This is a genomic window from Actinacidiphila sp. bgisy167 (assembly GCF_057707665.1).
The window spans coordinates 92,496-117,664 of the sequence record NZ_JBYIQP010000002.1 but is presented as its reverse complement, the minus strand read 5'-3'; the positions used below and the strand labels follow the sequence as shown (position 1 = coordinate 117,664).

The window sequence follows — 25,169 nt, the reverse complement described above, 5'->3', positions numbered from 1 at the left end:
GCGCTGCTCACGAATGCGCAGGTGGCCGTTGGCAGAACCCCTCTCAGAACCAGCGCTTCACAGGTGGCGGCGGCGGTCCGCCAGGTGCCGCTCGTAGGACTTGCGGGCCTCGACGGCCGCTTCGCGCGAGGCGGTCTCGGCGACCGGCACGTCCCACCAGGCCTGAGCGGCGGGAGCCGTCGGGGCGGGGTCGGTCTCGACGTACACGCAGGTCGGACGGTCGGAGGCGCGGGCGGCGGCCAGTGCGTCGCGCAGCTCGCGCACCGTCTCGGCCCGCAGCACGTCCATCCCGAGGCTGGCGGCGTTGGCCGCGAGGTCCACCGGGAGCGGGTCGCCGGTGAAGGAGCCGTCCGCCGCGCGGTAGCGGTAGGCGGTGCCGAAGCGCTCGGCGCCGACCTCGGCGGACAGCCCGCCGATGGAGGCGTAGCCGTGGTTCTGGATGAGGAGGAGGTTGATGTTCACACCCTCCTGGACGGCGGTGACGATCTCCGTCGGCATCATCAGATAGGTGCCGTCGCCTACGAGCGCCCAGACCGGCCGGTCGGGCGCCGCCATGCGCACACCGATGGAGGCCGGGATCTCGTAACCCATGCAGGAGTAGCCGTACTCCAGGTGGTACTGGCGCGGGGATCGGGCTCGCCACAGTTTGTGCAGGTCGCCGGGGAGGGAACCGGCGGCGTTGATCAGCACGTCGTCGTCGCCGACCACCGCGTCGAGGGCCCCGAGCACCTGCGTCTGGGTGGGGCGGTCGGCGTCGGCCGCGGCGTAGGCGGCGTCCACGACGCGCTCCCAGCGCTCCTTCCCGGCGCGGTACTCGGCCTCGTACTCCGGCGCGACGCGGTGCCCCGCCACGGCCCGGGCGAGGGCTTCGAGGCTCGCGCGGGCGTCGCCGACCAGGGTGCGGGCGCCGAGCTTGTGGGCGTCGAAGCCGGTGACGTTGAGACCCAGGAAGCGCACCCCGGGGGCGGCGAAGAGGGTGGAGGAGGCGGTGGTGAAGTCGGTGTAGCGGGTGCCCACGCCGATGACGAGGTCGGCGGTGCGTGCGATGTCGTCGGCGACGGCGGTCCCGGTGTGGCCGATTCCGCCGAGGTCGGCCGGGTGGTCGTGGCGCAGCGAGCCCTTGCCGGCCTGGGTGGAGGCGACGGGGATGCCGGTCGCCTCGACGAGTGCGCGCAGGGCCGGCTCGGCCTCGCTGTGGTGGACGCCGCCGCCCGCGATGATCAGCGGGCGCCGCGCGGCGCGCACGGCCTCGGCGGCGGCGGCGAGTTCGGCGGCCTCGGGGGCCGGGCGGCGTACGTGCCAGACGCGCTCGGCGAAGAACTCCTCGGGCCAGTCGTACGCCTCGGCCTGGACGTCCTGCGGCAGGGCGAGCGTGACGGCGCCGGTCTCGGCGGGGTCGGCGAGCACGCGCATCGCGTGCAGCGCGGACGGGATCAGGGCCTCGGGCCGGGTGACCCGGTCGAACCAGCGCGAGACCGGCCGCAGCGCGTCGTTGACGGAGACGTCGCCGTACTGGGTGTGCTCCAGCTGCTGGAGCACCGGGTCGGGCACGCGGTTGGCGAAGGAGTCGCCGGGCAGCAGGAGCACCGGCAGCCGGTTGACGGTGGCGAGCGCGGCGCCGGTGACGAGGTTGGTCGCGCCGGGGCCGATGGAGGTGGTGACGGCCTGCGCGGACAGCCGGTTGAGCTGCCGGGCGTAGCCGACGGCGGCGTGCACCATCGCCTGCTCGTTGCGGCCCTGGTGGAACGGCATCTCCTGCCGGTACTCCACCAGCGCCTGGCCGATGCCGGCGACGTTGCCGTGGCCGAAGACGCCCCAGGTGCCGGCGACCAGCCGGCGGCGGACCCCGTCGCGCTCGGTGTACTGCGCGGACAGGAACCGCACCAGCGCCTGGGCGACCGTGAGGCGGCGTACGGACTGGCTGCTCATCAGGACCTCTCGTGGGCGTCGTCGGGGGCGGAGGGGGTGTGGGAGGCGGAGGGGCCGGCGGGGGCGGAGGGGCCGGAGGGGCCGGAGGGGGCGGTGTACAGGGGCAGCCGCGGATCGACCGGCTGGTCCTGCCAGGTGGACCGGATCCAGGCGTGGTCGGGGTGGTCGCAGATCAGCCAGGCGCGCTCCCCCGGGCCGGCCATGACGTTGAGGTAGTACATGTCGTGGCCGGGGGCGGCCATCGAGGGGCCGTGCCAGCCGTCGGGGACGAGGACGACGTCGCCGTCCCGCACCTCGGTGAGCACGTCCGTGCGGCGTCCGTTGCCGGAGGGCGAGATCCGCTGGTAGCCGATGCCCTCCGTGCCGTGCGCCGGGGCGATCTCGAAGTAGTAGATCTCCTCCAGCCGCGACTCGCCCTCGCGCTCCTCGTCGTGCTTGTGCGGCGGGAAGGACGACCAGTTGCCCGCCGGGGTGAGCACCTCGACCGCGATCAGGCGGTCGCAGGCGAAGACCCCGGCGGCGCCGAAGTTGTTGACCTGGCGGCTGCAGCCGCCGGCGCCCCGCAGCTCGACGGGGACGGCGGAGGCCGGGCCGTAGCGGGCGGGCAGCCGCCGTTCGCAGCGGGCCCCGGCCAGGGCGAAGCGGCCGCCGGAGGCGGTGGTGAGGGTGACCGTCTCGTCGCGCGGCACATACGCGAAGTCGCTGACCGCCGTGAAGACGCTCTCGCGCCCGGTGAGCCGGAAGCACTCGCCTTGGGCTGCGACCTCGCATCCGCCCGAGAGCGGCAGCACGATCCACTCGCTGTCGCCGGTGGCGAACTCGTGCCGTCCGCCGGGCGGGAGTTCCAGGATCCGCAGGGAGGAGTGGTCCCAGCCGACCCGGCCGGGGTCGACGTCGACGGCGTACGGGCCGGCGGCGGCCTTCCCGGCCGCCAGGTGCTCCTCGTAGCTGGTCATGCAAGGGCCTCGCACTTCTCACGGTTCGACGGGGGTGTCGCAACGGCATGTCGCGGCGGCTTGTCGCAACGGGCTGTCACAGCAGACCGACGGCGGTGTCGACGGCGGTCTCCACGCTGCCCTCCGCCGGATAGAGCAGGCTGCGGCCGGCGACCAGGCCCTGGACCGTGGGCAGGCGCAGCGCCTTGCGCCACTTCTCGTAGACCGCGTCCTGTTCCCTGCCCGCCTCGCCCCCCAGCAGCACGGCGGGGAGGGTGGAGGTCTCCATGACGGTGGCCATGTCGTCGACGTCCTCGGTGACGGGCACCTTGAGCCAGGTGTAGGCGGAGGTTCCCGCGAGCCCCGAGGCGATGGCGATGGACGTGGTGACGGCCTCCGCGCTGAGGTCGTTGCGCACCCGCCCGGCGACGCGCCGGGATATGAAGGGCTCGACGAAGACCGGCAGCTGGTGCTCGGCCATCTCGTCGATGGCGCGGGCGGTGGCGACCATGGTGCTCAGCGAACCGCTGTCGTCGTAGCTGATGCGCAGCAGCAGCTTGCCCGCGTCGAAGCCGAGCCGGGCTATGTCCTGGGCGCGGTGGCCTGTGAAGCGGTCGTCGAGCTCGAAGGAGGCGCCGGCCAGGCCGCCGCGGTTCATCGACCCCATGACGACCTTTCCCTCCAGCGCGCCGAGCAGCAGCAGGTCCTCCAGGATGTCCGCGGTGCCGAGGACCCCGTCCACCCCGGGGCGGGCGAGCGCCGTGCACAGCCGCTCCAGCAGGTCGACGCGGTTGGCCATCGCGAACTCGCGGTCCCCCACGGCGAAGGCGCCGCGCGCGGGATGGTCCGCGGCGAGGATCATCAGCCGGCCGCCGTCGCCGACGAGCGGGCGGCGGGCGCGGCGGGCGGCGGCCTCGGCGATCGCCTCGGGGTGGTGGGTCCGCACGTTCACCAGGTCGGAGATGCTGATGCTCATCAGGAGCTCGCTTTCGGGCAGAGGACGGGCCGTCAGCCGCGGCCGAGGAGGTCCTGGACCTCCGCCGCGGTGGGCATCGCGGAGGAGCAGGCCAGCCGGGAGGCCACGAGCGCGCCCGCCGCGTTGGCGTGGCGCATGATCCGCTCCAGGTCCCAGCCGGCGAGCAGGCCGTGGCACAGCGAGCCGCCGAAGGCGTCGCCCGCGCCGAGCCCGTTGACCACCTCGACGGGCACCGGCGGCACTTCGGCGGTGCTGCCGTCGCGGTGGACGGCCAGGACGCCCTTCGGGCCCTGCTTGACGACGGCGAGTTCGACGCCGGCGTCGAGCAGTGCCTGGGCGGCGGCCCGCGGCTGCCGTACCCCGGTGGCGACCTCGCACTCGTCGAGGTTCCCGACAGCGACGGTGGCCGACGACAGGGCCCGCGCGTAGTGGGGCCGGGCCTCCTCGGGGTCGTTCCAGAACATGGGGCGCCAGTCGAGGTCGAAGACCGTGGTGCCGCGCCATCCCCGGGCCTCGAGGGCGGCGAGGGTGGCGGTGCGGCTGGGCTCCGCGCACAGCCCGGTCCCCGTCGTCCAGAAGACCCGGGCGGCCCGCACGGCGTCGAGGTCCAGTTCGCCGGCGTGGATCTCGAGGTCGGGGGCCTTGGGGAGCCGGTAGAAGTAGAGCGGGAAGTCGTCCGGCGGGAAGATCTCGCAGAAGGTGACCGGCGTCGGGTACGCGGCCACCGTGCCGACGTAGCGGTCGTCGACCCCGAACTCCCCCAGCGCCTGGCGGCAGTAGGCGCCGAAGGGGTCGTCGCCGGTTCGGGTGATGACGGCGGTGGTACGGCCGAGGCGCGCCGCGGCGACCGCGACGTTGGTGGCCGAGCCGCCGAGGAACTTGCCGAACGTCTCGACCTGGGGCAGCGGGACTCCGGTCTGCAGCGGGTAGAGGTCCACGCCGATCCGGCCCATGGTGATCAGGTCGTACGGCTCGGTCATGGGTGTGACTCCTCGTCGCGTGTCACCGGGGCCCCGCTCTGCGGCCCTGTCAGGTCTAGCCCTCCCGGTCGCGGGATGTCAACGCTATGTCCTTACATACGAACCAACGGTCCGTCAGGCAGGGCCGGCGTCGGAGCGGACGCCCCCTCTGCCGTCATGTCCATATGCATTGATGTCTTGACAAAACCTTGACAGGGGACCCCGCGAGGGGTTTGCTCCCGTGCAGCACCGGCCATGTGAACACGTCCGTCCCCTTCTCCCTCCCACCGCAATGAGGTGTTGGAACGTGGAACGCATTCGCATAAACCGTCGGACCCTTGCCGTCGCCGCCCTCTCCACCGCGGCGCTCCTCCTCACAGCCGGCTGTTCCAGCAGCTCAGGCGGGAAGAAGTCCGAGGAGTCGGCGGACGCCCCCGCCGCGGGAAAGGCCGGAACCCCCCGGATCAAGATCGCGATGGTCACCCACGCCGCCCCCGGCGACACCTTCTGGGACCTGATCCGCAAGGGCGCGCAGGCCGCCGCCGCCAAGGACAACGTGGAGCTGGTCTACTCCAACGACCCCAACGCCGCGACCCAGGCCAACCTGATCCAGAACGCGATCGACCAGAAGGTCGACGGCATAGCCGTCACCCTTGCCAAGCCCGACGCCATGAAGGACGTCGTCGCCAAGGCCGAGGCCGCGGGCATCCCGGTGGTCGGGTTCAACGCGGGCCTGGACGACTGGAAGGAGCAGGGGCTGCTGCAGTACTTCGGCCAGGACGAGAGCGTCGCCGGTGAGGCGCTGGGCGAGAAGCTCAACGACCTGGGCGCCCGGCACAACCTGTGCGTGATCCACGAACAGGGCCATGTCGCCCTGGAGGCCCGCTGCGCCGGCGTGAAGAAGACGTTCAAGGGGAAGACCGAGAACCTCTACGTCAACGGCACGGACATGCCGTCGGTGAAGTCCACGATCACGGCCAAGCTGAAGCAGGACGACGGCATCGACTATGTCGTCACCCTGGGCGCGCCCTTCGCCCTGACCGCCGTGCAGTCGGTGGCGGACGCCGGCAGCAAGGCGAAGGTCGGCACATTCGACCTCAACAAGGACCTGGTCAAGGCCGTCCAGGACGGCGGGGTGCAGTTCGCCGTCGACCAGCAGCCCTATCTGCAGGGCTATCTGGCCGTCGACTCCCTGTGGCTCTACAGGACCAACGGCAACGTCAGCGGCGGCGGTGTGGCGCCGGTGCTGACCGGCCCGGCCTTCGTCGACAAGGACAACGTCGCGTCCGTCGCCGCGTTCGCCGCGAAGGGCACCCGGTGATCCCTGTGCCGCGGACCGCCGCCCCAGCGCAGTCCCCGCCACCGCCCGCGGCCCCGGCCCCCTCGGCGGACGGCCGCGCCGCCGCACGCCCGCTGCTGCGCCGGGCACTGGCCCGCCCGGAGACCGGCGCGCTGATCGCCGCCGTCGCGGTCTACCTCTTCTTCTTCGCGGTGGCGCCGTCCTTCCGCGAGGCGGGCTCGCTGGCGACCGTGCTCTACCAGGCGTCGGTCATGGGCATCATGGCGCTGCCCGTGGCGCTGCTGATGATCGGCGGCGAGTTCGACCTCTCGGCCGGCGTCGCGGTCACCGCGTCCGCCCTGACCGCGAGCATGTTCAGCTTCCAGCTGAGCATGAACGTGTGGACCGGCGTGGCCGTCGCCCTGGTGGTGTCCCTGGGCGTCGGGACGCTCAACGGCTACCTGCTGGTGAGGACGGGGCTGCCCAGCTTCCTCATCACCCTGGCCACCTTCCTGATGCTGCAGGGACTCAATCTGGCGGTCACCAAGGTCTTCACCGGCAACGTCGCCACCGACTCCATCAGCGACATGGACGGCTTCGCCCAGGCGCGCGCGGTGTTCGCCTCGGAGATCGGCATCGGCGGGGTCCGGCTCAAGGTGACGGTGCTGTGGTGGCTCGGCTTCGCCGCGCTCGCCACCTGGGTCCTGCTGCGCACCAGGTTCGGCAACTGGATCTTCGCGGTCGGCGGCGACAAGGACAGCGCGCGAGCCGTCGGCGTACCGGTGGCCTTCACCAAGATCGCGCTGTTCACGGCCGTGGGCTTCGGCGCCTGGTTCACCGGCATGCACCTGCTGTTCTCGTTCCGCGCGGTGCAGTCCGGCGAAGGCGTCGGCAACGAGTTCCTGTACATCATCGCGGCGGTCATCGGCGGCTGCCTGCTCACCGGCGGCCACGGGTCCGCGATCGGGGCCGTGGTCGGCGCCTTCATCTTCGGGATGGTCTCGCAGGGCATCGTCTACGCCAACTGGAACCCTGACTGGTTCACGTTCTTCCTCGGCGTGATGCTCCTGATCGCCACCCTCGTCAATCTGTGGGTCCGCCGCACGGCGACCCGGAGGTGAGCCCGATGACCACCGCCAGCACCGCACCGGGCGGCGCCGCCCCCGCCCCCGCGCCCCTCGTCGACCTGGTCGGGGTGGGCAAGAGCTACGGCAACGTCCGCGCCCTGCACGGGGTCGAGCTGTCCGTCCGGCCGGGGCAGGTCACCTGCGTCCTCGGCGACAACGGCGCCGGCAAGTCCACCCTGATCAAGATCGTCTCCGGGCTGCACCAGCACACCGAGGGCGAGTTCCGCATCGACGGCGCACCTGTACGACTCAGCAGCCCGCGGGAGGCCCTGGACCGCGGCATCGCCGCCGTCTACCAGGATCTGGCGACCGTGCCCCTGATGCCCGTCTGGCGCAACTTCTTCCTCGGCTCCGAACTGACCCGCGGCCCCTGGCCCGTACGCCGCCTCGACATCGCCCGGATGAAAGAGACCGCGGACGGGGAACTGCGGGCGATGGGCATCGTCCTGGACGACCTGGAACAGCCCATCGGCACCCTCTCCGGCGGCCAGCGGCAGTCCGTGGCCATCGCCCGCGCCGTCCACTTCGGCGCGCGGGTGCTCGTCCTGGACGAGCCGACGGCGGCGCTGGGCGTCAAGCAGTCGGGGGTGGTCCTGAAGTACATCGCGGCCGCACGCGACAGGGGGCTGGGCGTCGTCCTCATCACCCACAACCCGCACCACGCGTTCCTGGTGGGCGACCACTTCTGCGTGCTGCGGCTGGGCACGCCGGAACTGAGCGCGGGCCGCGGGGACGTCACCTTGGAGGAGCTCACCCACCACATGGCCGGCGGCGCCGAACTGGCCGCGCTCAGGCACGAACTGAGCCAGGTCGGCGGTGTGGCCCCGGAGGAACCGCCCGAACCGGGGCTGCCCGAACGCGAGGAAGCGGGCGGGGGCCGCCCCGCCCCGTGACAGCCGCGGCGGCCTCCTCAGAGCTGACATGACGTCCGTATGTCAGGACCAACTCTTGACGGCTGCCCGGCCGGACGGCGAAGCTTCCAGCGGGACAACGGAGCTCCGCGGGCATCCGTACCACCGCCCTGCCGGGGCGCCCTGCCGAACCACGACCGGTCCCGCGGCGACCGGTGAGAGGAGCCCTCCTCATGACTGCCCCCTCCCCCGTTCTGGACCGGATCCGGATCGGCTCCGCGCCCGACTCGTGGGGCGTCTGGTTCCCCGACGACCCGCGGCAGGTGCCCTGGCAGCGCTTCCTCGACGAGGTCTGCGAGTCCGGCTACGAGTGGATCGAGCTCGGCCCGTACGGCTACCTGCCGACCGACCCCGCCCGGCTCACCGAGGAGACCGCGCGCCGGGGGCTGAAGGTCTCCGCGGGCACGGTCTTCACCTCCCTGCACCGCGGCCCGTCGGTGTGGGACGCCACCTGGGAGCACGTCGGCCAGGTCGCCGCGCTCGCCCAGGCCATGGACGCCCGGCATCTGGTGGTCATCCCCTCCTTCTGGCGCGACGACAAGACCGCCGAGGTCATCGAGCCGCGCGAGCTCACCGCCGAGCAGTGGGGACACCTCGCCACCGGCATGGAGCGGCTGGGCCGCCAGGTCCGCGACACCTACGGCCTGGACATCGTGGTCCACCCGCACGCCGACACGCACATCGACACCGAGGAGCACGTCGAGCGCTTCCTCGACGCCACCGACCCGGGCCTGGTGAGCCTCTGCCTGGACACCGGCCACTACGCCTACTGCGGCGGCGACAGCGTCAAGCTCATCGAGACCTACGGCGAGCGGATCGGCTATCTGCACCTGAAGCAGGTCGACCCGGAGATCCTCGCCGACGTCGTGAAGAACCAGATCCCCTTCGGCCCGGCCGTGCAGCGCGGGGTCATGTGCGAGCCCCCGGGCGGGGTACCCGCCCTGGAGCCGGTGCTGGCCGCGGCGCAGGGCCTGGGCGTCGACCTGTTCGCCATCGTCGAGCAGGACATGTACCCCTGCGAGCCGGAGCGGCCGCTGCCCATCGCGCAGCGCACCCGGAAGTTCCTGCGCTCCTGCGGTGCCTGACGCACCGCCCACGAAAGGGAAGACACGCATCATGACGCAGCACGGACCGCTCGGGGTCGCCGTCATCGGTACCGGCAAGATGGGCGCCGACCACGTACGCCGCATCAACGACGTCGTGAGCGGCGCCCGGGTGACCGCCGTCGTCGACGTCGACGCCGAGCGCGTGAAGGCGGTCGCCGACGGCATCGAGGGCTGCACCGCCTACACCGACCCCGCGGCGGCGATGGCCGCTGCCGATGTGGAGGCCGTCCTCATCGCCTCGCCCGGCCCCGCCCACGAGGCGGCGCTGCTCACGGCCTTCGCGCACGACCTGCCGGTGCTGTGCGAGAAGCCGCTCACACCGGATGCCGCCTCGGCGCTGCGGGTGATGGAGGCCGAGCAGAGGCTGGGGCACCGGCGGGTGCAGGTCGGCTTCATGCGGCGCTACGACGCGGAGTACACGAAGCTCAAGGCCCTGCTCGACAGCGGTGAACTGGGCCGCCCGCTGATGCTGCACAACCGGCACCGCAACGCGAGCATCCCGCCCGGCTTCACCAACGCCAACCTCGTCAACGACTCGCTCGTCCACGAGATGGACGTGACCCGCTGGCTGCTGGGGCAGGAGATCACCGCCGTCACCGTGCTGCGCCCGCGCCCGTCCTCCCACGCGCCGCAGGGCCTGGACGACCCGCAGTTCGTGGTCTTCGAGACCGACGGCGGGGCGGTCGTCGACGTCGAGGTCTACCTCAACTGCGGCTTCGGCTACCAGGTGCAGGCCGAGGCGGTCTGCGAACGCGGCAGCGCCCGCATCGGCGACGCGCACGACCTGCTGGTCAACACCGCGGGCCGCTGGGGCGGCAGGATCGCCCAGGACTTCGTGGAGCGCTTCGCCGACGCCTACGACCGCGAGGTCCAGGCGTGGGTCGACGCCACCCGGCGCGGTGAGGTCACCGGCCCCAGCGTCTGGGACGGCTACGCCGCCGCCGCGGTCTGCGAGGCCGGTGTCCGCTCGCAGAGCACGGGCGGGCGCGTCGAGGTCGAACTGGCCGACCGCCCCGCGTTCTACCGCTGAGGCGCCTTCCTCGACCTCCTGGATCCGGCGCGGGGTGGGAGGTCACTCCCTGGCCCCCGCCCGCGCCTCCCGCGCCTCCCGCGGACCCGTGGACCCGTGGACCCGCGAGTGCGCGATCGATGAGACGAGCGGGACCCGTGGACCGCGAGACCTGCGAGACCTGCGAGACCTGCGAGACCGTCAGAAAGGACCCGCACCACCATGCGCGTCGTCCTGTTCGGCGTGGGGCGCCTCGGCTCCTTCCACGCGGCCACCCTCCATGACCACCCCGAGGTCTCGGAACTCGTCCTCGCCGACGCCGACGCCCGGCGGGCCGCCGGGGCCGCCGCACGACTGGGCCCCGGTGTGCGGGCGGCGTCCTCGGTCGAGGCGGCGTTCGCCGAAGGCGCGGACGCGGTGGTCATCGCCTCCGCGACCTCCTCGCACGCGGAGCTGATCTCCCGCGCGGTGCGGGCCGGGCTCCCGGTGTACTGCGAGAAACCGGTCGCCCTCGACCTGGAGTCGACGGTCACCGCACTGCGCGAGGTGGAGGAGGCCGGCACCGTCCTGCAGATGGGCTTCCAGCGCCGCTTCGACCCCGGCTACCGGGCCGCCCGGGAAGCAGTCCGGGCCGGCCGACTGGGACGGCTGCACACCGTGCGGGCGCTGACCTCCGACATGGCGCCCCCGCCGCCGGAGTTCGTGCCGCTGTCCGGCGGGATCTATCGGGACTGCCTGATCCACGACTTCGACGCGGTGCGGTGGGTGACCGGACGCGAGGTCGTCGAGGTGTACGCCACGGGCACCGCGGGCGGCGCGGACTTCTTCCGCGCGGCGGGCGACGTGGACACCGCGGCGGCCCTCCTCACCCTCGACGACGGCACCCTCGCGACCGCCACCTCCACGCGCTACAACGGGGCCGGGTACGACATCCGCATGGAACTCGCCGGGACACTGGACCAGATCGCGGTCGGCGTCGGCCCCCGGACGCCGGTCACCTCCGTGGAACCGGGCGCGGCGCCGGGCGTGCCGGATCCGTGGACCGGCTTCGTGGACCGTTTCGGGGACGCCTACCGGGCGGAGATCGACGCCTTCCTGCGGGTGGTGACGGGCCGATCGGGCAATCCCTGCGACGGGCGGGAGGCGCTCGCCGCGCTGCTCGTGGCGGAGGCGTGCGAGGTCTCGCGCCGGGAGCGGCGCCCGGTCGCGATCGCCGAACCGGCCGAGGTCGCGGAGCGCCTCCGGGGGCGCGCGGGACGGTCATAGGGCCGCGTCCGGGACGGTGTCGGGCACGGTGTCCGTGACCGTGTCCGCGGCGGCGTCCGGGGCTGTCTGCGGGGTGACCGCACGGGACGTCGCCGGCATGTCACCCCGGCGGTCCGCTCCGGGTGGCGTGATCGCCTCCGGGGGTGCTTCCTGGATGCGTTCTGCCCCACCGGCCGAAGCCCGTGGGTTCCCTGCCGGGAGGCCGGATGGCGACGAGGATCCAGGCGCTGCGCACCCCCCGCGCGGCGGGACTGGTGGGGATCGCCTTCGCGGTGCTGATCGGCGCCGCCATCGTCCTGGTACGGGTCTCCATCCCCAGCGGTGAGGGCGCGCTGACCGCATCGCCCCTCAGCCACTCCGCGCGCGGCGGGGTGCGGACGGCGCTGGCCCTGATCCCCTTCGCGGGCGTCTTCTTCCTCTGGTTCATGGGCGCGGTGCGCGCGCACATGGGCGAGGGAGAGGACAAGTTCCTCTCGACGGTGTTCCTGGGCAGCGGCCTGGTGTTCGTCGCGACGCTCTTCGGCGCCGCCGCCGCGGCCGGCAGCCTGCTGGCCACCACGCAGATGGCCGCGCCCGGTGCGCCGCGGGCCGAGCTGTCGTACTTCGGACAGCACCTCACCTACAGCCTGCTGACGACGTTCTCGATGCGGATGGCCGCGGTGTTCGTGCTGTCGGCCTCCACCATCTCGCTCCGGCTCGGCTCGTTCCCGCGCTGGCTGGTGCTGCTGGGGTACCTCGTGGGCGTCGCCTTGCTGTTCGTGGTGCCGGGCGTGCCGCTGGCCGAGCTCGTCTTCCCCCTGTGGGCGCTGATCGTCAGCCTCCACGTCGTGGTCGCGAGCTTCCGTTCCCGGCCGCCGCGGCCGCGGGCCGTCTGAGTGGTGCCGTCGGTCCGAGCGGATGCCGTCAGGACGACGTGCGGCGCAGCAGCAGCGTGACGAAGCCGAGCACGCCGCGGTAGCCGCGCAGCCACTCGGCGCGGTGGACGGCGGCTGCCTCGAGGGCGGCCGCGCTGTCGGGGTCGCCGGGGTGGTCCAGGGCCCATTCGGCGAGGGAGCCCGTCCAGGACCACTCGTAGTCGTCCCACTCGCGCAGGGAGCTGACGTGGGCGAGGACGGGCGTCCAGCCGGCCTCGGCGATCCTTGTCCAGGGTGCTCGGCAGGTCCGCGTACTCCCCCATCTCCTGCACGAGGTCGGGGGCCGGTTCGCGCTCCCAGAATCCGTCGCCCACGAGGAGCATGCCGCCGGGGGCGAGGTGCGCGCGGGCCGCGGCGAGCGTCGGCATGAGGCCGCCGAAGGCGTGCGCGGCGCCGACGCTGAGGACGACGTCGAACGGCTGCGGGGAGGCGAAGTCCGCCGCGTCCCGCTCATGGAGCGTCAGCCGGTCGCCGACGCCGAGCGCGGCGGCCTCGCGAGCCGCCTTCGCCAGGGCGTCGGCGTCCAGGTCGACGCCCTCCGCGGTGACACCAGGCCGACCGGCGAGGGCCCGCAGGAGCCAGGCGCCCTCTCCGCACCCGAGGTCGAGGACGCGCTCGTCGCCGCGGCGGAGCGCCCGGTCGAGGAGGCGGCGCACCGCAGCGTCGTCGAGCGGGGCGGCGATGGGGTGGTGGGTGTGCGCGATGCGGGAGACACGGCGTCGTTCCATCCGAGAAGCCTGTCAGGGCGGGGGCCGGCACCGCATCCGGTTAGAGGTCGCGCATGCGGGGCCCGCGCCGGTGCCGGCCGGTCCCCACGAGGTGGTCGATGCACAGGGGCCGACCGCGGAGGGTGCGGGGGCGGCGGTCAGGCGTCGGGGTCGACGTCCGGATGCGTGAACCGCACGGGCTTGCCCAACGACCGGGCGTAGGCGATCTCGGCCCGGGTGCTGTCCCCGATGTAGTCGCCGACGACGAGCACGTCGTCGGCGAGCCGGATCTTCGCCCGGTGCAGATCGTCGAGCCGCGCCTTCAGCGCCTCGGCCTCGACGGGATCGGACCAGAGCGCGTGCGGCGACTTCATGTCGCAGCCCGGCTTGACGACGATCCTTCCGGCTGCCGTCTCCCGCAGATCGGCCTCGGCCATGTCGCTCATGAAGCGGGTGGAGCCGCAGATCACGACGATCCCCGGCAGGCCCAGCCGCTTCTTCGCGTCGGCGAGTTCCTGCTCGGGGGTGAGCGGTCGAGGGTATGACACGGGTTCCTCCCGGTGGTTGCGGCCGTACCCGCACGACCGTCTCACGCTCCGGCCCCAGGCCGGGAGGCGCGTCCTCGCGCTGATCGCCGCGCCCCGGCTCGACGACGCCACCGGACCGGCCGTCACCTGCGGTCACTGATCGCCTGAGGTCACTGATCGCCTGCGATCACCGACCTCACGGAACGGAGGATGAGACTCCCGGCGCGCCGCGCCCGGCGGGTGTGAAGCGTACGGGGAGCCGGCGCACACCGCGGATCAGCATTCCGGGGAGCCAGTCCAGCCCCGCCGGATCGGCGTCGAGAGCGAGGTCGGGGCAGCGCTCCAGCAGAGCGCGGACGGCGATGCGGCCTTCGAGCCGGGCCAGCGGCGCGCCGAGGCAGTAGTGCAGGCCGTGCCCGAAGGCCAGGTGGCCGCGGGTGTCCCGGCGGATGTCGAAGCGGTCCGGCTCGCTGAAGCGGCCCGGGTCGCGCGACGCGGAGGCCAGGGCGACGAGGACGGGGGCGTGGGCCGGGATGACGGTGCCCGCGATCTCGACCGGCTCCGTCGTGAAGCGGAAGGTGGCGGTCTCGACCGGGCCGTCGTAGCGGAGCATCTCCTCCACGGCGCCGTCGATGAGGCTCATGTCGGCTCGCAGGAGCGCCAGTTGCTCCGGGTGGGAGAGCAGTGCCCGGACGCCGCCCGAGATCAGGTTGACCGTGGTCTCGTGTCCGGCGATCAGCAGCAGGAAGGCCATCCCGCTCAGTTCGGTGCGCGAGAGCCGGTCGCCGTCCTCGGTCGTGGTGCGGATGAGGGCGCTCATCAGGTCGTCGCCGGGCGCGCGGCGCTTGTCCTCGATCAGCTCGTGGAGGTAGACGGCGAGTTCCTCGAAAGCCTTGCGCTCGGCGTCGGCGCCGGTCGGTGCGACGACCTCGTTCGACCAGGCGCGGAAGGCGGCCCGATCCAGGTAGGGCACACCGAGCAACTCGCAGATGACCGTGATGGGCAGCGGGTAGGCGAGGGCCTCGACGAGGTCGGCCGCGCCGTCCGGGCGGGCCAGCATCGCGTCGAGCAGGCCCGCGGTGATCGCCTCCACGCGCGGTGCCAGCTCCTCGACCCGGCGGCCGGTGAACTCCCGGGCCACCAGCCTGCGCAGACGGGTGTGCTCCGGGGGGTCGGTGACGAGCATGTGGCGGCCGAGGAGTTCCTCGTCATAGGTGACCAGGCCGAGCGCTCGGGCGTCCTTGGCGAACCGGTTGTCGGCGAGCACGGCCCGCGCCTGCTCGTGGCCGACGATCAGCCACAGCTCCCCTGTGTCGGCGGTGCGCACATGGTGCACGGGCCCCTGCTCGCGGAGTCTGGCGTAGACGGGATAGGGATCGGCGGTGAACTCCTTGCCGTATTCCGTGAGATCGACCGTTTCCATGGCCCGCACGGTAGCCGGGGGCCCGTCCCGGCACATCCCCCTGCGGGACGAGATGCCCCGGGAGGTCTCGCCCGCAGCGGTTCAGCCGATCGTGGCGGCACGCCAGGTCTCGTCGTCCGCCTCGAGCAGCGAGGCGAGGACGGCGGGCTCGGGGAGCGGCCCGTGGTCGGCGGCCACGCGCAGTGCCGAGGCGGCGGTCAGGTGGCCCAGCCGCAGGGCGCGCTCCACGGGAAGGGAGCGCAGCAGGCCGCTGAGGAAGCCCGCGGCGAAGGCGTCCCCGGCGCCGACCGGTTCGACCACGCGGACGGTGAGCGCGGGCACGCTGTGGGCGTCGTTCCCGGTGAAGGCCGTCGCGGCCCGGGAGCCGTCCTTGACGACCAGGACGCCGGGGCCGGGCAGCAGCTCACGGACCGAGCGGGCGTCGGTGATCCGCTCGCCCCACAGTGCCTGGGCCTCGTCGAGGCCCACGAGGACGATGTCGGCGCGGTCGGCGAGCGGTCGCAGGACGTCGGCGGCGGAGCGGCCGGTCCACAGCGCGGGGCGGTGGTTGACGTCGAAGCTGACGGGCCAGGGGCGGTCGGGGCGCAGCGCTTGTTCGACGAGGGCGTGGCAGCCGGGCGACAGGGCGGGCGTGATGCCGCTGAGGTGGACGAGCGCGGCCCCGGTCAGGGCCGGGTCGTCGAGCACGTCCGCGGTGAGGGCGGAGGCCGCGGACCCCGCGCGGTGGTAGTGGACGCGGGTGCCGTCCTCACCGGGGTCCTTCAGCAGGAGCCCGGTGGGCCGCGCGGGGTCGGTGCGCACCCCGGTGACGTCGACGCCGCCCGCGGCGATCCGCGCGCGGACGCGCCGGCCGAAGGGGTCGTCGCCGACCGCGGAGACCCAGCGGGCGGGGATGCCGTGGTCGGCGAGGAACAGCGCGACGTTGGACTCGGCGCCCGCGATGTCGACGCGCAGCAGATCCGCGTCGTCCAGCGGCCCGAGCGGGGTGGGCGCGAGGGCGGCCATGGTCTCGCCGACGCAGACCACGGGTCCGTGGCGCAGCGGCCGGGGGGTGCTCATCGTGGCTTCCTAGGGGGTGTCGGCGGGGTCCGCCGGGCGGTACGGGGCGGCCGGCGCTCCGGGCACGTCGACCCGGACGGCGAAGACGGCGCCGTCGAGCGGTCCGGGGGCGGCCAGGCCGATGTGCGCGCTGGTGACGAGGAGGGTGCGCCCGTCGGCGCCGCCGAGGCAGAGTCCGGCCGGCTGTCCGGCGGGCAGCTCGACGATCCGGTCGAGGCTGCCGTCCGGCAGGTAGCGGTGGACGCGTCCGGTGCCCCAGACGGCGGTCCACAGGCCGCCCTCGCTGTCGGTGGTCATGCCGTCGGGGCTGCCGTCGGTGACGGTGGCGAAGGTCTCGGGGGCGCCGGGGTCGCCGCTCGCGGGGTCGATCGGGTAGCGCCGGATGACGCCCCGCGCGCTGTCCGCGAGGTACATGACGGTGCCGTCGGCGGTGAAGGCCGGGCCGTTGGGGATCGTGATGCCGGTCAGCACACGGGTGACGCGGCCGTCGCGGTCCAGCCGGTAGAGCGAGCCGGCGTCCTCGGTGGTGTCGTAGGCCATGCTGCCCGCCCAGAAGCGGCCGTGCGGGTCGGCGACCCCGTCGTTCATCCGCGTCGGCACCGCGGCGCCGTCCTCGGGGCGGGCGATCCACTCGGTCCTGCCCGCGGGGCCTATGCGGCAGATGCCGGTGCCCGCGGCCGCGACCCAGTGGCCGGGGCGCCCCTCGACCGGCGCCACCGCACCCAGGGGGCACGGCAGGTGCGCGATGAGCCGGTGCGACTCGGCGGGGCCGTCCGCGGCTGCCAGCAGCCGACCGCTGAGGATGTCGGTGAGCACCGCGCGGCCGTCCGTCCAGCGGATGCCCTCGCCGAGTTCGAGGCGGTCGGTTCCCAGGACCGCCGGGGGCACGGTGGCGGTCATGCGCGGTCCTCCGCCCGGACGACGTCCAGGAAGGCGCGGGCCCGGTCGCGCAGGGCGGCGACACTGCCGCCGTCCGCGGCGTCGCCGATCAGGGGCGACCCGACGCCGACGGCGACGGCGCCACCCCGCAGGTAGACCTCCGCGGCCTGCGCGTCCACGCCTCCGACCGGCACGAAGGGCAGGTCGGGGAAGGGACCGCGCAGGTCCCGAAGGTAGCCGGGGCCGCCGGCGCTGCCCGCGGGGAAGAGCTTGAGGGCGTCGGCGCCGAGCCGCAGCGCCTGGAGGATGTCGGTGGGCGTCATCACTCCCGCCAGCACGGGGAGCCCGAGTTCCCGCCCGGCGGCGATGCCGTCGCTGACCGCGGGGGTGACGAGGAAGGCGGCGCCGGCCTCGTGGGCGGCCCGTGCGTCGTCGGCGCTGAGCACGGTGCCGGCCCCCAGGGGCGCGTCCGGGCCGAGCGCGGCGCGCGCCTTGGCGATGACGTCGAGCGCGTCACGTCCGCTGAGGGACACCTCGACGAGGGTGATCCCCTCCTCGGCGAGGGCGAGCACGGTGGCCAGTGCGGCGTCCGGGTCGCTGCCGCGGACGATGGCGAGCAGTCGGCGGGCGCGCAGCGCGGCGAGCAGATCCATCCGACATCCCTTCTGGTGATGGGTGGTTCAGGGGCGGCGGGTCGCGGTGATCGTGAGCCGCCAGGCGACCTCGCCGGAGGGCGGGACGACGACCGTGTCGCCGTCGCCGGCCCCGGTGCGGTCGAAGACGCGGCCGAGCATCGGCTCGACGCCGATCGACCGGTAGGGCGCGTCGTGGGGGAAGCCGCCGAGGTTGCGCCAGAGCGCGACCGCGACGGGCCGGCCGCCGGCCTCGACGGCCAGGTGCAGCGCGTCGGGACCGTCGTGCACGGTCACCCGCGGGGTCAGGACGATCGCCCCGACGGCCGTCTGGTCGTCCGGGCCGAGCCGGTCGAGGGGGACGCCCTCGACGCGCGGCCAGGCGCCGGTGACCCAGGTCGCGCCCTCGTCGGGGTACAGCCGGGTCTCCGCGCCCGCGTCGATGGCGATCCACGCGTCGGGGGAGAGGTCCAGCAGGGCGTGGCCGGCCCACACGAAGCGGTAGCCGGGCTCGGCGGTGAGCGTGTAGTCGGCGACGGCAGCCCCGCCGTGCGTGCTCAGGCGCCGGACCAGCCGGAAGTCGGGGCAGTCCACGACCTCCGCGTCCGCCTCCCCGCGCCAGGTCCGCGACCAGGCGTCGCCGTGGTCGGGCAGCCCGCGCACGGTGGGGACGCACTCCTCCAGGCCGCCGGCGTCGGCGAAGGGGTCACCGGGCCGGACGAGGGCGCGCCGGGGCTCGTCGCGGTGCCACAGCCATTCGCGTCCGCCCGCGGTCAGCGACGTCCAGCGGCCGCCGTGATCCGGGTCGGTGACCACGCGGACGGGGAGCCGCTCGCCGGTCACCATTCGGCGAAGGAGCCGTCGGCGTGGCGCCACACCGGGTTGCGCCAGGCATGGCCGGAGCGGTCCGCGGCACGGACCGCGTCCTCGTCGACCTCGACGCCGAGTCCGGGCTGCGCGGTGCGGTGCGCCTGGCCGTCGACGAAGCGGAACGGCTCGGTGTCGACCACGTAGGACAGCAGGTCGGCGTCCTTGTTGTAGTGGATGCCCCGACTCTGCTCCTGGATCAGGAAGTTCGGCGTGGCGAAGGCCACCTGCAGGCTCGCGGCGAGCGCGATCGGTCCGAGCGGGCAGTGCGGCGCCAGGTGCGCGCCGAAGGTCTCGGCGAGTGAGGCGATCCGGGTGACCTCGGAGATCCCGCCTGCGTGCGACAGGTCGGGCTGGGCCACGGCGATGCCCGCCGTGAGCGCGGGGAGGAATTCGGCCCGCCCGTAGAGCCGTTCCCCGGTGGCGAGCGGCACGGGCGAGGCCGCGACCAGGCCCGCCAGCAGGTGCGCCTGGTCGGGCAGGACGGGTTCCTCGACGAACAGCGGGTGCAGCGCGGCTATCTCGTGCAGCACACGCCGCGCGTTGGCCGCGGTGAAGCGCCCGTGGAAGTCGACGGCGACGTCCCGGTGAGGGCCGAGGGCCTCGCGGGCGACCGTGACGCGTTCGACGACGGCGGCCGTCTCCGCGGGGCTGCCGAGCGCCGGGGTGCGCCCCGCGGCGTTCATCTTGACGGCCGTGAAGCCCGCCTCCACCTGGGCGGTGATCTCCTCCTTAAGCCGGTCCGGCTCGTCGCCGCCGACCCAGGCGTACACCCGGACCGAGTCGCGGACGGGGCCGCCGAGCAGGGTGTGCACGGGTGCTCCGAGGACCTTGCCCGCGATGTCCCACAGGGCCTGGTCGATGCCGGCCACGGCGCTGGAGAGCACGGGACCGCCCCGGTAGAATCCGCCCTTGCTGAGCACCTGCCAGTGGTCCTGGATGCGCAGGGGGTCCTGGCCGACGAGGTGTTCGGCGAGCACCTCCACGGCGGTCCGCACCACCTCGGCCCGGCCCTCCACCACCGGCTCGCCCCAGCCGACGACGCCGTCGTCGGTCTCGATGCGGCAGAACAGCCAGCGGGGCGGGACGAGGAAGGTCTCGACGCGCGCGATCTTCACTGTGCCTGGCCGTCCTTCTGTTCGGTGGAGCCGTCCGCGCCCTCGGGCGCCTGCGGGCCGTTGACCTTGTCGAGGTCGCGCGTCGCCTGGTCGAGCAGGGCGCGCATGGCGTGTTCCGCGGCGTCCGGGTCCCGGTCGCGCACGGCGTCGAGGACCGCGCGGTGGCTCGGCACCGGGTCCTCGCTGTGCGGGGCGCTGTGCACCAGCTGGTCGCGCTGGGCCAGGCCCGACTCGATGACCACCTCCATGCGCTCCAGCAGTTCGTTGTGGGTGGCCGCGAGCAGCGCCCGGTGGAAGGCGAGGTCGGCCTCGACGGCGTGGCTGGCGCCGATCTTCTCGCCCATCGCTGTCAGTGCCTCCTCCAGCGCCTGCATGTCGGCGTCGGTGCGGCGGGCTGCGGCCAGCCGCGCGGCGGCCGGCTCGACGATGCCGCGGACCTCGCCGAGGTTGCGCAGCAGCGCCGGATCGGCGCCGGTGTCGCTGCTCTCGGAGAACTGCCAGCGCAGCACGTCGGCGTCGAGCAGGTTCCAGTCCGAGCGGGGCCGGACGAAGGTGCCGCGCTTCTGCCGGGCGTCGACCATGCCCTTGGCGGCGAGCACCTTCAGTGATTCCCGCAGAGCCGTCAGGCTGACGTCCAGCTCGCTCTGCAGGGCCGCCATGTCGAGCGTCGCTCCCTCGGGGATCTCGCCGCTGAGCACCCGGCGGGCGAGTGTCTCCACGGTCTGGCCGTGCACTCCGCGGCGCGCGTATGGCGTCATGTGTTTGCCTTTCTTGCTGTTCCGTCGGTGGCCGGGGCGTGCGTTTCCGTCAGGCCGAGGCCTTGGTGACGCTCCAGCCGCCGTCCACGAGCAGGCTCGATCCTGTGATGTAGGAGGCTTCGTCGGCGGCGAGGAAGGCGACGGCGGCGGCGACTTCCTCAGGGGCGCCGAAACGGCGGGCCGCCGTCTCGGCGACGCTCGACTCACGGTCGGCCTGCGGGACCCGGTCCCAGGCGGCGGTCAGGATCGGCCCGGGCAGCACCGCGTTCACGCGGACGTCCGGACCGTACTCGACGGCGAGTTGACCGCACAGCGACAGCAGGGCGCCCTTGCTGGCCGCGTACGCCGGGTGGCCGGGGACACCCCGGTGCGCGTGGACCGAGGAGACGAGCACCACGGCCCCCTGCTGCTCGCGCAGGTCGGGCAGCGTCGCCTTCACCCCCAGGAAGGCGCCGGTGAGGTTGACCGACAGCTGCCGTTCCCAGGACGCGAGGCTGGTCTCGTGGGCGGGCGCCACGGCCACCGTGTACGCGTTGCTGACGAGCACGCCCACCGGCCCGAAGTCCTGGGCCGCGGTGACCACCCGCTGCCAGTCGGCCTCGTCCGCGACGTCGGCGGCGACGAACCGGGCCCTGGCCCCGGCCTCCCGCAGCCGTTCGGCGGTCTCCTCGCCCCGGTCGGCGGCGACGTCAACGAGGACGACGGCCGCGCCCTCCTCGGCGAGGCGGGCCGCAGTCGCCGCGCCGATGCCCGACGCGGCGCCGGTGACGACGGCGACGCGGTTGGTGAAGCGGGCCGCTGGGTTCATGGGGTGGTTCTTCTCCTGTTCGGGGGTCAGGTGGATGCAGATTCTTCCGCTGTCGTCACTGCCGTACCAGGACGGTCAGGTCCGCGTCGTGCCCGGCGGTCCAGGCGTACGGCAGCCCCGAGTGGAGCAGGTACGCGCCGCTGTAGCGGGTGCCGGTGGCCGCGTCGGCGTAGACGGCGTCCGGTCGCAGCCCGCGCAGGCGCAGCCGGGCGGCGCGGCCGGGCACCAGCGGCGCGCCGTCGAGGGGGCCGGTGTTCCAGGCCGTCACCACCAGCCGGTCGCCGCCCGGTTCCTCGTACTGGATGCCGCAGGTCGGGTCGACGGGCCTGCCCAGCAGGTGGACCTCGCCGTGGTGGACGATGTCGCGGATCTCCTTGTAGCGGGCGATCCATCGCGCGGCCTCGGCCCGCTGCTCGGGCGTCCAGTGGCGGATGTCGGCGCCGATGCCGAGCACGCCGGCCATGGAGTTGACGAAGCGGAAGGCGAGGGAGCGGGGCCGCGGGTCGAAGACGCCAGGGGCGTCGGTCACCCAGGAGCTCATGGTGTGCGGTGCGTGCGCGTGCAGGTAGCCGTACTGGATGCGCAGCCGGTCCATGGGCGCGGTGTTGTCGCTGGGCCAGACCACGTCGGTGCGGGCGATGGTGGCGTGCTCGACGCGGCCGCCGCCGCCGGCGCAGCCCTCGACGGTGACGTTCGGGTGGGCGGTGCGCAGGTGGTCCAGGACGCGCAGGTAGCCGGCGACGTGCGCGGCGTCGAGGTCCTGGCGCTCGGGGTCGGGGCCGGCCGGGTGGCCGGGGCGTCCGCGCTCGGTGGGCGGGCGGTTCATGTCCCACTTGAGGTAGCTGATGGCGTGGGAGCCGAGCAGCCGGTCCAGGGTGCCGATGACGAATTCCTGGACGTCCTCACGGCCGAGGTCGAGCAGCAGCTGGTTGCGCACCAGCGTGGCGGGGCGGCCGTCGATCCGGTACACCCACTCGGGGTGCTCGGCGTACAGCTTCGAGCGGGGGCTGATGCCCTCGGGCTCGACCCAGAGGCCGAAGTCCAGGCCCAGCGCCCGGACGTCCTCGACGAACCGGTCGAATCCGCCGGGGAACTCGGCCGGGTCCGGGTCCCAGTCGCCAAGGCCCCCGGTGTCGTCGGGCCGTCCGGTGAACCAGCCGTCGTCGACGACGAAGAGTTCGGCGCCGAGCTCGGCGGCGACCTTGGCGAGTTCGAGCTGGCCGGCGGCGTCGACGTCGAAGCCGGTGGCCTCCCAGGAGTTGTAGAGCACCTTGCGCGGCCGGTCCATGCGCCCGCCTGTCAGGCGCCGCTCATAGCGGTGCCAGACACGGGCCAGGCCGTCGAGGCCGTCGGGGCTGAAGGCGCAGGCCAGCCGGGGCGTGACGAGGGTGGCGCCGGGGGCGAGGCGGACGGCGCCCTCGTGCGGCACCCGGCCGGCGCGGACGCGCACCGCGCCGCCGGGCTCGGCGTCGGCGGTGATCCGCCAGTTGCCCGACCACTCCAGGGCGATGCCGTAGGTGGGGGTGGCGCCCTCGGCGGGGGATGCGGCGTCCTGGATCGCGAGCCACGGGTGGTACGCGTGCCCGGCGGAGCCCTGGGTGCTCTCCATCTCGAAGCGCCCGCGCTCCAGCGTCACGTCCTTCAGCTGGAACTCCTGGGACCACTGGCCCGCCAGGTAGCTCAGCCGCGCGCCACCCTGGACGGGCACGTTGACGGCCGCGGAGTCGAAGCGCTCCAGCCGCACCTCCTCCTCGCCGGTGCAGGTCAGCTCCGTCCACCGCAGAACGACGTCGGTGCCGGGCACCGTCTCGTAGTGCAGCGAGGTGCGCAGCCCGAGGAGGTCGTCGGCGAAGTCCAGGCGCAGCGCCCGGTCGCCGTCCGGAGTGGCGCCGTCGAACCGCCACCAGCTGCCGCGGTCCCCGCCGGGGCGGGAGGCGACCAGGTCGGCGCCGGTGAACGGCCTCAGCCCGTAGGGGATGTACTCGGCCGGGGCGGCGTCGGCGGGGGTGATGAAGTGGGTGCGGCGCGACCAGTCCAGCGGCGACGGGCCGTCCTCGGCGCCGTGCGGCCCCCAGGCGGCGAGCTCGGCCCAGTGGCCGTCGCCGCCGAGGACGACGGCGTAGGTGGTGGTGTCGGTGCGCAGCAGCCACCGGTCGTGCGCGGTCACTTGACGGCTCCGAGGTTGAGTCCTGCCACGAAGTGGCGCTGGAAGCGGAGGAAGACGGCCACCGTCGGGGCGGCGGCGATCACCGAGCCGGCCGCGATGACGTTCCACATGGACACGTACTGGCCCTGCAGTCCGATCAGGGACGCGGTGATGGGCATCTGGGTGTCGGTGCGCAGCACCGTGATGGCCCACAGCAGGTCGTTGAAGATCCACGTGAACGACAGGGCGCTCAGCGCGGCCAGCGCCGGTCGGGCCAGCGGCAGGATGATCCGCCAGTAGATCTGCCAGGGGCCCGCGCCGTCGATGACGGCGGCCTGCTGGATCTCACCGGGGATGGCCCGCATGAAGCCGTGCAGCACGAAGACGTAGAAGCCGACGCCGAATCCCACCTGCACCCCGATCAGGGCGTACAACTGGTCGTAGATGCCGAGCACTTCGCTGAGCTTGGAGACCGGGATCAGCAGGATCTGCGGGGGCAGCAGATTGCCGCCGAGCATCAGCAGCAGCAGGACGCGCCGCAACGGCAGGTCGTAGCGGCTGAGCGCGAAGGCTGCCATGGAGGCCAGGCCCAGCGACAGCAGCACGGTGGGGATCGTGACCAGCAGGCTGTTGATGAGGGCGCGCTGCTGGCCGCCGTCCACCCACGCCTGGCGGAAGCCGTCGAGGGTGAAGGAGTGCGGCCAGCTGCCGACGCCGTGCGCCGCGATGTCGTCGAAGGTGCGGGTGCTGGTGACCAGGACAAGGACGATCGGCAGCAGCCACAGCGCGGACAGCGCGATCCCGGTGACGTGGAAGCCGGCGGTGCGCAGGGCGCGGCCGCTCGGCACGGGCCGGCGCGGCGCCGTGGCCGGGGCCTCGGCGGCGCCGTCGCCGCCGGCCGGGTCCTCGAGGCGCGCGGTGGCATGGGTGGCGGTCATCAGTCGGCCTCCCGGAAGGCGCGCACGAGGTAGCTCGCGATGACACCGAAGGCCAGCACGAAGATGACGACGGCGAGCGCGGAGCCGTAGCCCAGCCGCAGGGACTGGAACGCGGTGGAGTACATGTAGGTGCTCAGCAGTTCGGAGGAGTGGTACGGGCCGCCGCGGGTGAGCGCCCACACCACGTCGAACGAGCGCAGCGAGTCGATGATGATCACCGACAGGACGACCGCGTTGACGCTGCGCAGCTGCGGCAGCGTGATGTGCCGGAACTGCTGCAGGCGCGTGGCCCCGTCGACCTTGACCGCCTCGTACAGGGCGGGGTCGATGCCCTTCAGCCCGGCCAGGTACAGCACCATCACGTAGCCGACCTGGCGCCACAGCGCGGGCACGATCACCGCGTAGAAGGCGGTGTCCTGGTCGGCGAGCCAGGCGTGCTTCCAGCCGCCGAGGCCGATGCCGTCGAGCACATTGTTGATCAGGCCGTCCGGCTGGTACATGGCCTGCCACACCAGCGCGGTGGCGACCAGTGAGAAGACCACCGGCAGGAAGAGCGCCGCCCGGTAGAACCCGACGCCGCGCCGCTCCTGCTGGAGCAGCAGCGCGGCGCCGAGGCCCAGGGCGGCGGAGAGCCCGCCGAAGAGCAGCAGCCACAGCACCGTGTTGACCGCGGCGGTGCGGAAGACCGGGTCGTGCAGCATCTCGCTGAAGTTGCCCAGGCCCACGAACTTAGGGGCGGCCAGGCCGTCCCAGGAGGTCAGGGAGAGGTAGAAGCCCTGGAGGGCCGGCCAGAAGACCCAGAAGGCCTCGGCGAGCAGCGGGACGAGGACGAAGGCCAGGACCACCGGGGGCACCCGGGTGGCCCTGGACCGACGTGTTGAGCCGAGCAGCGCCAT

The 25,169-nt window shown here is 73.5% G+C and carries 23 protein-coding genes and 1 pseudogene; 7 read left to right on the top strand and 17 right to left on the bottom strand.

Annotated features, from left to right (window positions below):
• Positions 1 to 57: 57 nt before the first annotated feature.
• The 4 genes from iolD to iolC all read right to left on the bottom strand — a co-directional run bounded on the left by iolD (position 58) and on the right by iolC (position 4,820).
• Positions 58 to 1,929: a 3D-(3,5/4)-trihydroxycyclohexane-1,2-dione acylhydrolase (decyclizing) gene (iolD, locus tag AC3ET4_RS01585; RefSeq protein ID WP_431944993.1), complete on the bottom strand. Its 1,872-nt coding sequence runs from the start codon at positions 1,927 to 1,929 to the stop codon at positions 58 to 60.
• Positions 1,929 to 2,885: a 5-deoxy-glucuronate isomerase gene (gene iolB / locus AC3ET4_RS01580; protein ID WP_431944991.1), complete on the bottom strand. Its 957-nt coding sequence runs from the start codon at positions 2,883 to 2,885 to the stop codon at positions 1,929 to 1,931. The genes iolD and iolB overlap by 1 nt, the downstream gene beginning before the upstream one ends.
• A 76-nt stretch (positions 2,886 to 2,961) precedes the next feature.
• Entirely contained in the window at positions 2,962 to 3,840 is an 879-nt protein-coding gene (locus AC3ET4_RS01575; RefSeq protein WP_431944989.1) for a Cgl0159 family (beta/alpha)8-fold protein, read from the bottom strand.
• Between the two features lie 32 nt (positions 3,841 to 3,872).
• Positions 3,873 to 4,820, bottom strand: coding sequence for a 5-dehydro-2-deoxygluconokinase (gene iolC / locus AC3ET4_RS01570; RefSeq protein ID WP_431944987.1), 948 nt, complete (start codon positions 4,818 to 4,820; stop codon positions 3,873 to 3,875).
• Between the two features lie 295 nt (positions 4,821 to 5,115).
• Between iolC and AC3ET4_RS01565 the strand changes: the two genes are divergently transcribed.
• From AC3ET4_RS01565 to AC3ET4_RS01535, 7 genes are all read left to right on the top strand, one after another.
• Complete coding sequence (locus AC3ET4_RS01565; protein WP_431945085.1) at positions 5,116 to 6,120, top strand: sugar ABC transporter substrate-binding protein; 1,005 nt, start codon at positions 5,116 to 5,118, stop codon at positions 6,118 to 6,120.
• Positions 6,120 to 7,199 carry an ABC transporter permease gene (locus AC3ET4_RS01560; RefSeq protein WP_431945083.1) on the top strand — a complete coding sequence of 360 codons (1,080 nt, stop codon included), beginning with the start codon at positions 6,120 to 6,122 and terminating at the stop codon, positions 7,197 to 7,199. Before AC3ET4_RS01565 ends, AC3ET4_RS01560 begins: the two co-directional genes overlap by 1 nt.
• A 5-nt stretch (positions 7,200 to 7,204) precedes the next feature.
• Positions 7,205 to 8,098 carry an ATP-binding cassette domain-containing protein gene (locus tag AC3ET4_RS01555; RefSeq protein ID WP_431944985.1) on the top strand — a complete coding sequence of 298 codons (894 nt, stop codon included), beginning with the start codon at positions 7,205 to 7,207 and terminating at the stop codon, positions 8,096 to 8,098.
• 191 nt (positions 8,099 to 8,289) lie between these two features.
• Positions 8,290 to 9,201, top strand: a complete 912-nt coding sequence (locus tag AC3ET4_RS01550) for a sugar phosphate isomerase/epimerase family protein (protein WP_431944983.1) — start codon at positions 8,290 to 8,292, stop codon at positions 9,199 to 9,201.
• Between the two features lie 31 nt (positions 9,202 to 9,232).
• Positions 9,233 to 10,252, top strand: coding sequence for a Gfo/Idh/MocA family protein (locus AC3ET4_RS01545; RefSeq protein ID WP_431944981.1), 1,020 nt, complete (start codon positions 9,233 to 9,235; stop codon positions 10,250 to 10,252).
• 201 nt (positions 10,253 to 10,453) lie between these two features.
• Positions 10,454 to 11,497 (top strand): Gfo/Idh/MocA family protein, encoded by a 1,044-nt coding sequence (locus AC3ET4_RS01540; RefSeq protein ID WP_431944979.1) that lies wholly within the window; start codon positions 10,454 to 10,456, stop codon positions 11,495 to 11,497.
• A gap of 206 nt (positions 11,498 to 11,703) precedes the next feature.
• Positions 11,704 to 12,372: a hypothetical protein gene (locus AC3ET4_RS01535; protein ID WP_431944977.1), complete on the top strand. Its 669-nt coding sequence runs from the start codon at positions 11,704 to 11,706 to the stop codon at positions 12,370 to 12,372.
• Between the two features lie 28 nt (positions 12,373 to 12,400).
• Here AC3ET4_RS01535 and AC3ET4_RS01530 read toward each other — a convergent pair.
• The 13 genes and pseudogenes from AC3ET4_RS01530 to AC3ET4_RS01470 form a co-directional block, all read right to left on the bottom strand.
• Positions 12,401 to 13,139, bottom strand: a pseudogene (locus AC3ET4_RS01530) (SAM-dependent methyltransferase).
• A gap of 137 nt (positions 13,140 to 13,276) precedes the next feature.
• A complete protein-coding gene (locus AC3ET4_RS01525; RefSeq protein ID WP_431944976.1) occupies positions 13,277 to 13,666 on the bottom strand; it encodes a hypothetical protein in 390 nt (129 codons plus the stop codon).
• A gap of 175 nt (positions 13,667 to 13,841) precedes the next feature.
• A complete protein-coding gene (locus AC3ET4_RS01520; protein WP_431944974.1) occupies positions 13,842 to 15,068 on the bottom strand; it encodes a cytochrome P450 family protein in 1,227 nt (408 codons plus the stop codon).
• Positions 15,069 to 15,149: 81 nt separating this feature from the next.
• The gene (locus tag AC3ET4_RS01515) at positions 15,150 to 16,127 is read right to left on the bottom strand and encodes a sugar kinase (protein ID WP_431944972.1); all 978 of its coding nucleotides are present in this window, start codon (positions 16,125 to 16,127) and stop codon (positions 15,150 to 15,152) included.
• A 9-nt stretch (positions 16,128 to 16,136) separates the two neighbouring features.
• Positions 16,137 to 17,027 carry an SMP-30/gluconolactonase/LRE family protein gene (locus tag AC3ET4_RS01510; RefSeq protein WP_431944970.1) on the bottom strand — a complete coding sequence of 297 codons (891 nt, stop codon included), beginning with the start codon at positions 17,025 to 17,027 and terminating at the stop codon, positions 16,137 to 16,139.
• On the bottom strand, positions 17,024 to 17,659 hold the full coding sequence (locus tag AC3ET4_RS01505; RefSeq protein ID WP_431944968.1) for a bifunctional 4-hydroxy-2-oxoglutarate aldolase/2-dehydro-3-deoxy-phosphogluconate aldolase: 636 nt from the start codon (positions 17,657 to 17,659) through the stop codon (positions 17,024 to 17,026). Before AC3ET4_RS01505 ends, AC3ET4_RS01510 begins: the two co-directional genes overlap by 4 nt.
• A 27-nt stretch (positions 17,660 to 17,686) precedes the next feature.
• On the bottom strand, positions 17,687 to 18,484 hold the full coding sequence (locus AC3ET4_RS01500) for a hypothetical protein (protein WP_431944966.1): 798 nt from the start codon (positions 18,482 to 18,484) through the stop codon (positions 17,687 to 17,689).
• Complete coding sequence (dgoD, locus tag AC3ET4_RS01495) at positions 18,478 to 19,623, bottom strand: galactonate dehydratase (RefSeq protein WP_431944964.1); 1,146 nt, start codon at positions 19,621 to 19,623, stop codon at positions 18,478 to 18,480. Before dgoD ends, AC3ET4_RS01500 begins: the two co-directional genes overlap by 7 nt.
• A complete protein-coding gene (locus tag AC3ET4_RS01490) occupies positions 19,620 to 20,381 on the bottom strand; it encodes a FadR/GntR family transcriptional regulator (protein WP_431944962.1) in 762 nt (253 codons plus the stop codon). Before AC3ET4_RS01490 ends, dgoD begins: the two co-directional genes overlap by 4 nt.
• 49 nt (positions 20,382 to 20,430) lie before the next feature.
• Positions 20,431 to 21,189 carry an SDR family NAD(P)-dependent oxidoreductase gene (locus AC3ET4_RS01485; RefSeq protein WP_431944960.1) on the bottom strand — a complete coding sequence of 253 codons (759 nt, stop codon included), beginning with the start codon at positions 21,187 to 21,189 and terminating at the stop codon, positions 20,431 to 20,433.
• A gap of 55 nt (positions 21,190 to 21,244) precedes the next feature.
• Complete coding sequence (locus AC3ET4_RS01480; protein WP_431944958.1) at positions 21,245 to 23,356, bottom strand: alpha-galactosidase; 2,112 nt, start codon at positions 23,354 to 23,356, stop codon at positions 21,245 to 21,247.
• The gene (locus tag AC3ET4_RS01475) at positions 23,353 to 24,273 is read right to left on the bottom strand and encodes a carbohydrate ABC transporter permease (RefSeq protein ID WP_431944956.1); all 921 of its coding nucleotides are present in this window, start codon (positions 24,271 to 24,273) and stop codon (positions 23,353 to 23,355) included. Before AC3ET4_RS01475 ends, AC3ET4_RS01480 begins: the two co-directional genes overlap by 4 nt.
• Positions 24,273 to 25,169, bottom strand: a complete 897-nt coding sequence (locus AC3ET4_RS01470; protein ID WP_431945081.1) for a carbohydrate ABC transporter permease — start codon at positions 25,167 to 25,169, stop codon at positions 24,273 to 24,275. Before AC3ET4_RS01470 ends, AC3ET4_RS01475 begins: the two co-directional genes overlap by 1 nt.

Excerpts from the sequence above, each read along its gene's own strand:
- AC3ET4_RS01500 (WP_431944966.1), bottom strand. The coding sequence starts at position 18,484 with ATGGTGACCGGCGAGCGGCTCCCCGTCCGCGTGGTCACCGACCCGGAT.
- AC3ET4_RS01555 (WP_431944985.1), top strand. The coding sequence starts at position 7,205 with ATGACCACCGCCAGCACCGCACCGGGCGGCGCCGCCCCCGCCCCCGCG.
- AC3ET4_RS01510 (WP_431944970.1), bottom strand. The coding sequence starts at position 17,027 with ATGACCGCCACCGTGCCCCCGGCGGTCCTGGGAACCGACCGCCTCGAA.
- iolC (WP_431944987.1), bottom strand. The coding sequence starts at position 4,820 with ATGACCGAGCCGTACGACCTGATCACCATGGGCCGGATCGGCGTGGAC.
- AC3ET4_RS01490 (WP_431944962.1), bottom strand. The coding sequence starts at position 20,381 with ATGACGCCATACGCGCGCCGCGGAGTGCACGGCCAGACCGTGGAGACA.
- AC3ET4_RS01505 (WP_431944968.1), bottom strand. The coding sequence starts at position 17,659 with ATGGATCTGCTCGCCGCGCTGCGCGCCCGCCGACTGCTCGCCATCGTC.
- AC3ET4_RS01475 (WP_431944956.1), bottom strand. The coding sequence starts at position 24,273 with ATGACCGCCACCCATGCCACCGCGCGCCTCGAGGACCCGGCCGGCGGC.
- AC3ET4_RS01540 (WP_431944979.1), top strand. The coding sequence starts at position 10,454 with ATGCGCGTCGTCCTGTTCGGCGTGGGGCGCCTCGGCTCCTTCCACGCG.
- AC3ET4_RS01575 (WP_431944989.1), bottom strand. The coding sequence starts at position 3,840 with ATGAGCATCAGCATCTCCGACCTGGTGAACGTGCGGACCCACCACCCC.
- AC3ET4_RS01545 (WP_431944981.1), top strand. The coding sequence starts at position 9,233 with ATGACGCAGCACGGACCGCTCGGGGTCGCCGTCATCGGTACCGGCAAG.
- AC3ET4_RS01485 (WP_431944960.1), bottom strand. The coding sequence starts at position 21,189 with ATGAACCCAGCGGCCCGCTTCACCAACCGCGTCGCCGTCGTCACCGGC.
- AC3ET4_RS01550 (WP_431944983.1), top strand. The coding sequence starts at position 8,290 with ATGACTGCCCCCTCCCCCGTTCTGGACCGGATCCGGATCGGCTCCGCG.
- AC3ET4_RS01535 (WP_431944977.1), top strand. The coding sequence starts at position 11,704 with ATGGCGACGAGGATCCAGGCGCTGCGCACCCCCCGCGCGGCGGGACTG.
- AC3ET4_RS01515 (WP_431944972.1), bottom strand. The coding sequence starts at position 16,127 with ATGAGCACCCCCCGGCCGCTGCGCCACGGACCCGTGGTCTGCGTCGGC.
- iolB (WP_431944991.1), bottom strand. The coding sequence starts at position 2,885 with ATGACCAGCTACGAGGAGCACCTGGCGGCCGGGAAGGCCGCCGCCGGC.
- AC3ET4_RS01520 (WP_431944974.1), bottom strand. The coding sequence starts at position 15,068 with ATGGAAACGGTCGATCTCACGGAATACGGCAAGGAGTTCACCGCCGAT.
- iolD (WP_431944993.1), bottom strand. The coding sequence starts at position 1,929 with ATGAGCAGCCAGTCCGTACGCCGCCTCACGGTCGCCCAGGCGCTGGTG.
- AC3ET4_RS01470 (WP_431945081.1), bottom strand. The coding sequence starts at position 25,169 with ATGGCGCTGCTCGGCTCAACACGTCGGTCCAGGGCCACCCGGGTGCCC.